Raw genomic sequence first — 6,303 nt, forward strand, 5'->3', positions numbered from 1 at the left:
GTCGATCATCCGCAGGCGCCGAATCTGCCCAGTTCGGGTACGGACGATGACCGCGCCGTCGCAGATCTCTGCAACGGTGCAGGCGTCGCCGTCGTAGACAATGTCCACTCCGGGTTTCAGGGTCCACGTGCTGCTCATCGCTATCTCCTTCAGTTGTTGAGGTGGTGTTGTTTCAGGCCCGCGTCACGATGCTCGTGGCGCTCAGAAGTCGGGTCAGGTCAGTGCTCAGCCGCCGGGTCCACAGCAGGTGCAGGACGAGCGCGCGTGCTGCGAGAAGCCCCCCGGCGGCGGGCGCGATCGTGCGCACTGCCTCGCCGAACGCCATGGGCGATCTAAGCTCGCCGAGCGCGGCGGTGACGTCGCCGTAGGCGAACTGGAAGGACCGGCGGTAGCCGGCAAGGAACTGGACGTTGCGCAGCAACACTTCATCGGGCTCGGATTGGACGCGGTACTCCCACCCGTGGGGTTCGATCACACGCCGCGACCAACTCAGCGAGTCACGCACCTTCGGGATGAGGAGCTTCGCGGCGGGCTTCACATCCACCACGCAGGCGGTGTGGTCCGCGTGAACGATCAGGTAGTCGGGAATGTGGCGGCGGCGTGTGCCCTGGTCCTCCCCCTCGAGGAGGAACGGCTGAGAGAGAATCCAGTCGATGCGAGGGTCGAAGTCGGCCAGCAGCAGGTTCGCGTACTCGAGCCGCGACTCGTACCCGACATGCGCTTGCATGGTCGCCGACCAGTAGCTGCCCGAGAAGTGCCGCTGCCCCCGGTACCAGCGAAAATCACGCCACGGAACGGCGGCGTCGAACATGCTCAATCGAGCGGACTGCAGCGGAACAACGTCCACCTCGCCACCCGCTTTGCGAACCATCAGGCCGACATCCGCCTCGCGCGATCCGCCCCGCGTCCCGAGTTGCTCGCGCGCCGTCATGAAGCCAGCGTGAGGGTCGAATCGGTCCGGGAGAATGCATGCTTCCGCTACAGATTCGCGAAATACGATTCAGGTTCGGACACTTGCTTGCCCAGGCTAATTCGGTATATGCGAGTCACGAATACTAGTGAATGTGACATTCACTGTAATGCATGTCACATAGATAACAAGTCACCGTCAGGGATACAAATGTAGAGACCACAAAATCAACGCCCGACGATCCCCACCGAAGCCCTGCGTCGGGCCCGTATGCGACACTCAAGGACATGACCATGTTGGAGCCCATCGCGCCGGAGGAATCCCGGCTCGTCTTCGGCAACAGCTACATGTACAGCGTCATGGTCGAGATCGCGGGCCTGCGCGGCGAGAAGTTCTCATCGAAGACGATCACCGACGCGACGAGGCTCTCACCTGGGATCGTGCATCCGCTGATCCAGAAGCTCCGCCGCGCGAACTTCATCGAGTTCGTCGAGCGCGTGCCCGGCGAGCGGACAATCCTGTACCGCGTCCGCGAGAATCCCTGGTGGAATGCCGCGAGCCAGTACGTCGAAGAGGATCGCGCTACCGAGCGCTCCGCATCCTGACGGCGACGATCGCGCCCGATCTGAGTTCGCGACCGTTAGCTGGTCGGAAAGTCGGGCCCGAAGACGACGGCCCATTGGCGCTTGGCCTCCGCGTGGTCCGCACGCTGTTCCGCCGCAATCGCATTCGCCGCGCGTACCCGGGCCGACTCTAGGGCTTGCACGACGTCCTGGTGTGCATTCCATGACAAGTAGCCGCTCAGGTTGCCGCTCTGCCCTCCCGGATCCGCCACTGCCAACCTCGTCTGTGACCACTCGAAGAAGCGCTGCACCGCGACACGATGATCAGTCCCGAGCTGCCCGAAGACCGTCGCGGCCACCGTCTCAAGATGGAACGACCGCAGTCGTCGTGAGTGTGCGCGATTCCACGCCTTCAGGAGCCGAACCACGGGCGATAACTGGTAGCCAAGATCACGGTGGCGATCCGCGTACCAGTTGGAAGCGATGAACGGAGCGGTGTTAATCCATGTGCCGTCACCCGCAGGCAGCTTGTAGACGCCACTGCCGACTTCGAATACGGGAGCGATGTCAACGTGACCACCTCCCTCGTAGAACACGCGCACGGCCTGCCCCCGAGTGCCGACCTGTTGAACCGAAAGCCCACTGTAGGCCGCACGGATGCGGTAGATGAAGCTCTGCGAGTCCCACTGATACGTGTTCCACGCGTTCTTCACGTTCGAGAACACAGCCAGTACGTCGACATCGTCGAATGGTCGGATGATCGTTCCCTTCGCGGCAGAACCCATCATCTTGCACTCGGAAAACGGAAGATCGGACGAGGATGGGAAGGCTCCGCTCAAGCGCTCCTCCACGCCTCGCCTCCTCGCCGGTATCAACGTTCCGGTCTGATAGGCCGTGGCCGTCAGGCTCTCCTGAAAGCTCGCGAACGCCTGGGCTGTCGTCAGCGTCACACATCCTCCTCGTCTGACCGCCCCCTGGTCAGATCCTCAGCGGCGGCATGCATCGCCGCTTCGTTCCTCGGCCTCAACAGTCGGTAAAGCCAGTTGGGAATCTGCGGCGTGGTCTGGCGGAGCTCGTAGATCCGTTCCTGCCAGACCAGCAACTCCTGACCGTCCACAAGTGCTGCTCCGGTAAGCAGGCGCGACTCAATGGTCGCGGCGAGATCGCGGCGATCTCGGGCAGCCAGGAACGTGCTCCGGATGTACTCAAATGCATCGAGGCAAGCTGGCAACACGGGGAGAAGCACTCCCACGAGGAACGTGCCCAAGCTGAGTCCCGCCGCCAGGCTCACGATCGTCATCAACAACGCCCACCCGAGGCTTGCGCTGGCCCAGACGGCCACGGTGGCACGAAGTAGACGATCGGAGTACGCAGCGTTTGCTCGCTGGGACACGGCGACCGACGTGGCCCCTGACGCGCCGAGACTGATCGGATACCAGTCGAGAAGCTTCTCACGTCGCGCGATGGTGAGAGTCTGCGCACGATCTCCGGCTATGGCGGCGATGTCCTCTCGGGTTGGCGCTGTCGTTCGGGCAATCGTCACGGGCATGGCAAAGACGTAACGGTCGAAATCCTCCTGGACCGCAGCTGCCCTCCCCATCTTCAGGGTCTCACCCCACGCGAATGCTGTCCGTCCGAAGAAGAGCCAAGCTCCCGCGATGGCGCCGACGACGACCGCTGCCTGTGGGACGACGATGGCCAGCACGGGCGCCGCGATGCCAATGATCATCACGCCGACCCATCGAGCGGATTGCCATCGCTTCGCGACGTTGTAAATGCGACGTTGCGCGATCAGCAAGCGGAGTGCGTCCGTGTGATTCTGCCGCTCGCGCATCGTGGCGCTCGTTGGCGGCGTATAGTCACGGCCCGCGTGCGAAGCCGTCATTGGTTGAACAGGAGCTTGAGATCGTCGATCGACTCGGCATTCTCGCCAGCGGCCCAGTGGGCCTTGGCGCGACCCGCACGCGCTACTGCGGTGTTCAGTTTCGAGAGAGCGTCCGCCTTGTTCGTGTCGGATGAGCACGCGGTGAAACGCGAACCCAGTCCGGTCGGATCGTTCATCGCGGCCAGCCCGACATCCTGGAGATGCTTCAGCGCACCATGGAGATCCCAGACCGCCGAATACGTGGCCTGCCCATCCATATACTTCGCGGCCCGCATCTCCAGGTAGCACGAAGAGATTGGAACGTTCCGCTTGTACTTCCAGACCTTCAGTTCGCGCGCCAGCTTCTTGACGGCCCCACTGTGCCGACTATTCACCCCGTTGACGTACGCGTTGTGGTCCTTGGGATGTGTGAGCATCCACCCCCCGGAAGGATGCGCGATCCAGTAGCCGGTCGTTGCCGGGTAGCCCGGCACGACTTCGACGGTTCCGTCCGAGAACTTGCACACCACGGCGGGTCGGCGCGTGCTGATTGTGGTGCTCGGAAACCGTGTCTCGAGGCTGCTCTTAACCTTCTCGAGCATGGTCCAGATCGACTCCGGGCGGATCCCCTTGAGCGACACCAGATAATCCGCATCGCTGTAGATCCAAACGCCGGTCCCGTGTCGCAGCGATCCAATCTCAAACATCTCGCGCACGCCAAGGTCGCTGTCGAGTCGCGACTCGATGGACGCGCGATGCCCTCGGGCCGCGTCGAACTGGTTCGAGCTCGGTGTGTACTTCGCGTTGAGATCAGAGAGCCAACCGATGGCGGTGTCGCCCACCTATCAATCCTTCCGTCCACAGCAAGTGGCAGAGATGCCAAGTGCCTGCCAACTACCCGTGGAATATGTCATTTCGGCGTGGAACCTACAGCTCCCTCAGACCCCCGCGGCCATATCGGTGAACCGCGAGTAGTGACCCTGGAACGCGATCTCGAGCGTCGCGGTCGGGCCGTTGCGGTGCTTGGCGACGATGAGGTCCGCCTCGCCCGGGCGGGTGTCCTTGTCGTAGACGGAGTCGCGGTGCAGCAGGATCACCATGTCGGCGTCCTGCTCGATGGAGCCTGATTCACGCAGGTCGCTCACCTGGGGACGCTTGTCCTGGCGCTGCTCGGAACCACGGTTCAGCTGCGACAGCGCGATGACCGGCACCTGCAGCTCCTTCGCCAGGAGCTTGAGCGCCCGCGAGAACTCGCTGACCTCCTGCTGGCGGCTCTCGACCCGCTTGCCGCTGGTCATGAGCTGCAGGTAGTCGATGATGACCATCTTCAGACCCGCGCGCTGCTTGAGCCGCCGGCACTTCGCGCGGATCTCGACGAGCGTCATGTTCGGGCTGTCGTCGATGTAGAGGGGTGCATCGTTGATGCGGCCACGGGTGGCGGCGATCGTCGTCCAGTCGCGCGAGTCGAGCGTGCCCTTGCGCATGTTCTGCAGCGGCACCGATCCTTCCGCGCTGAGCAGACGCATCGCGATCTCGCTGCGCCCCATCTCGAGTGAGAAGAAGATCGTCGGCATGTCGTGCTTGATGGCCGCGGCCCGCGCGAAGTCGAGCGCGAGCGTCGACTTACCCATGGCGGGACGGGCGGCGACGACGATCATCTGACCGCCGTGGAGGCCGTTGGTGAGTTCGTCGAGCGACTGGAACCCGGTCGGGATGCCGGTCATCTGACCGTCGCGGCCGCGGGCCGCTTCGATCTCCTCGACGGCCGCGTCGACGGCGAACGTCAGCGCGACGTAGTCCTCCGCCTCCTGGGCACCGGTCACCGAGTAGATCTCGGCCTGCGCACTGTTGACGAGGTCGACGGCCTCGCCCTGCCCCGAGTAGCCCATCTGCACGATGCGGGTTCCGGCCTCGACGAGGCGGCGCAGCAGCGCCCGTTCCGAGACGATGCCCGCGTAGTAGCCGGCGTTGGCCGCGGTCGGCACGATAGAGGTCAGGCTGTGCAGATAGTCGGCGCCGCCGGCGCGCTGCAGGTCGCCGCTCTTGATGAGCTCGTCGGTGACGGCGACGACGTCGGTCGGCTCGCCGTGCGCGTAGAGCGAGTGGATCGCGTCGAAGATCAGCTCGTGCTTCGGCACGTAGAAGTCGACACCGCGCAGTGTCTCGATGACGTCGGCGACCGCGTCCTTGGAGAGCATCATGCCGCCGAGGGTGCTCTGTTCCGCCAGCGCGTCATGCGGGGGCGTGCGCTCGTTCTGGCGTGGTCCGCCCCAGCGCTCATCCGAGATGTCGGCCAGCGTCATCCGGGCTCCCCTCCAGCAGTTCGGGATGCCGCGGCATCCCCGTCATTCGATCGTCTCGGTGGTTCGCGTGAGTCGTTTCCACCCGAGTTCCCCCATTGGAACACCGGGCTCCGACACCGCTCTCGCGACCCTCCGCGAGACGCCCGCTTCACGTTAGACACGGGGTTATCGCCACGCAAACACCCCTGTGGATAACTCTGTGGAGAAATGCGGAAACACGCCGCCGATCCTGTGGGAACAGCTTGTGGACAGCCGTGCTCCACGTAACGATTTGCGGTCACTTTTTGCAATCTGATCAGGCATTAACACTATCCACGGGTGTGAATAAGTCCCTGGTTGAAGGCCGGGTTGAAGGTTGTGCGTTCGACGTGACGAACTGTGCAGAATTCCGGACCGTGGAGGGGGCGAAAGGGGGCCGTGAGGGGCCGGAATTTCCGGACATGAACCCGCTTCCGTCCACTCGAACGACGTGCATACACTCGCCGCATCACCGCAGCAGCGGCACTTACCTGAGGAGGAGGTGAGACGGATGAACCTCATCACCACAACGCATCGCCGGATGTCACGGGTCCGCCCGTCCGCCCCCGTGCAGACGCGGCGCGCCGGCGTCGCATCCGCCCCCGGGCACCACGCACGCACCGCGTCGACGGCCCTCCCCCCGGG

Annotated in this window: 6 protein-coding genes; 1 reads left to right on the forward strand and 5 read right to left on the reverse strand. The window is 63.8% G+C overall.

Annotation, left to right across the window (positions count from 1 at the left end; all coding sequences use genetic code 11):
- Window positions 1-172: 172 nt before the first annotated feature.
- Entirely contained in the window at window positions 173-931 is a 759-nt protein-coding gene (locus RR49_RS04865) for a TnsA-like heteromeric transposase endonuclease subunit (RefSeq protein WP_048809252.1), read from the reverse strand.
- A 272-nt stretch (window positions 932-1,203) separates the two neighbouring features.
- On the opposite strand from RR49_RS04865, the gene RR49_RS04870 reads away from it, so the two are divergent.
- Window positions 1,204-1,515, forward strand: coding sequence for a hypothetical protein (locus RR49_RS04870; protein WP_048809253.1), 312 nt, complete (start codon window positions 1,204-1,206; stop codon window positions 1,513-1,515).
- 35 nt (window positions 1,516-1,550) lie between these two features.
- Here RR49_RS04870 and RR49_RS04875 read toward each other — a convergent pair whose 3' ends face one another.
- The 4 genes from RR49_RS04875 to dnaB all read right to left on the reverse strand — a co-directional run bounded on the left by RR49_RS04875 (window position 1,551) and on the right by dnaB (window position 5,640).
- Entirely contained in the window at window positions 1,551-2,423 is an 873-nt protein-coding gene (locus RR49_RS04875) for an SMODS domain-containing nucleotidyltransferase (RefSeq protein WP_048809254.1), read from the reverse strand.
- Window positions 2,420-3,307 (reverse strand): S-4TM family putative pore-forming effector, encoded by an 888-nt coding sequence (locus RR49_RS04880; RefSeq protein WP_048809255.1) that lies wholly within the window; start codon window positions 3,305-3,307, stop codon window positions 2,420-2,422. The genes RR49_RS04875 and RR49_RS04880 overlap by 4 nt, the downstream gene beginning before the upstream one ends.
- A gap of 47 nt (window positions 3,308-3,354) precedes the next feature.
- Complete coding sequence (locus RR49_RS04885) at window positions 3,355-4,179, reverse strand: SMODS domain-containing nucleotidyltransferase (protein ID WP_048809256.1); 825 nt, start codon at window positions 4,177-4,179, stop codon at window positions 3,355-3,357.
- A gap of 96 nt (window positions 4,180-4,275) precedes the next feature.
- Window positions 4,276-5,640, reverse strand: coding sequence for a replicative DNA helicase (dnaB, locus tag RR49_RS04890; protein WP_045246938.1), 1,365 nt, complete (start codon window positions 5,638-5,640; stop codon window positions 4,276-4,278).
- Window positions 5,641-6,303: the final 663 nt, after the last annotated feature.

The organism is Microbacterium ginsengisoli, assembly GCF_000956535.1.
Classification (GTDB): Bacteria; Actinomycetota; Actinomycetes; order Actinomycetales; family Microbacteriaceae; genus Microbacterium; species Microbacterium ginsengisoli.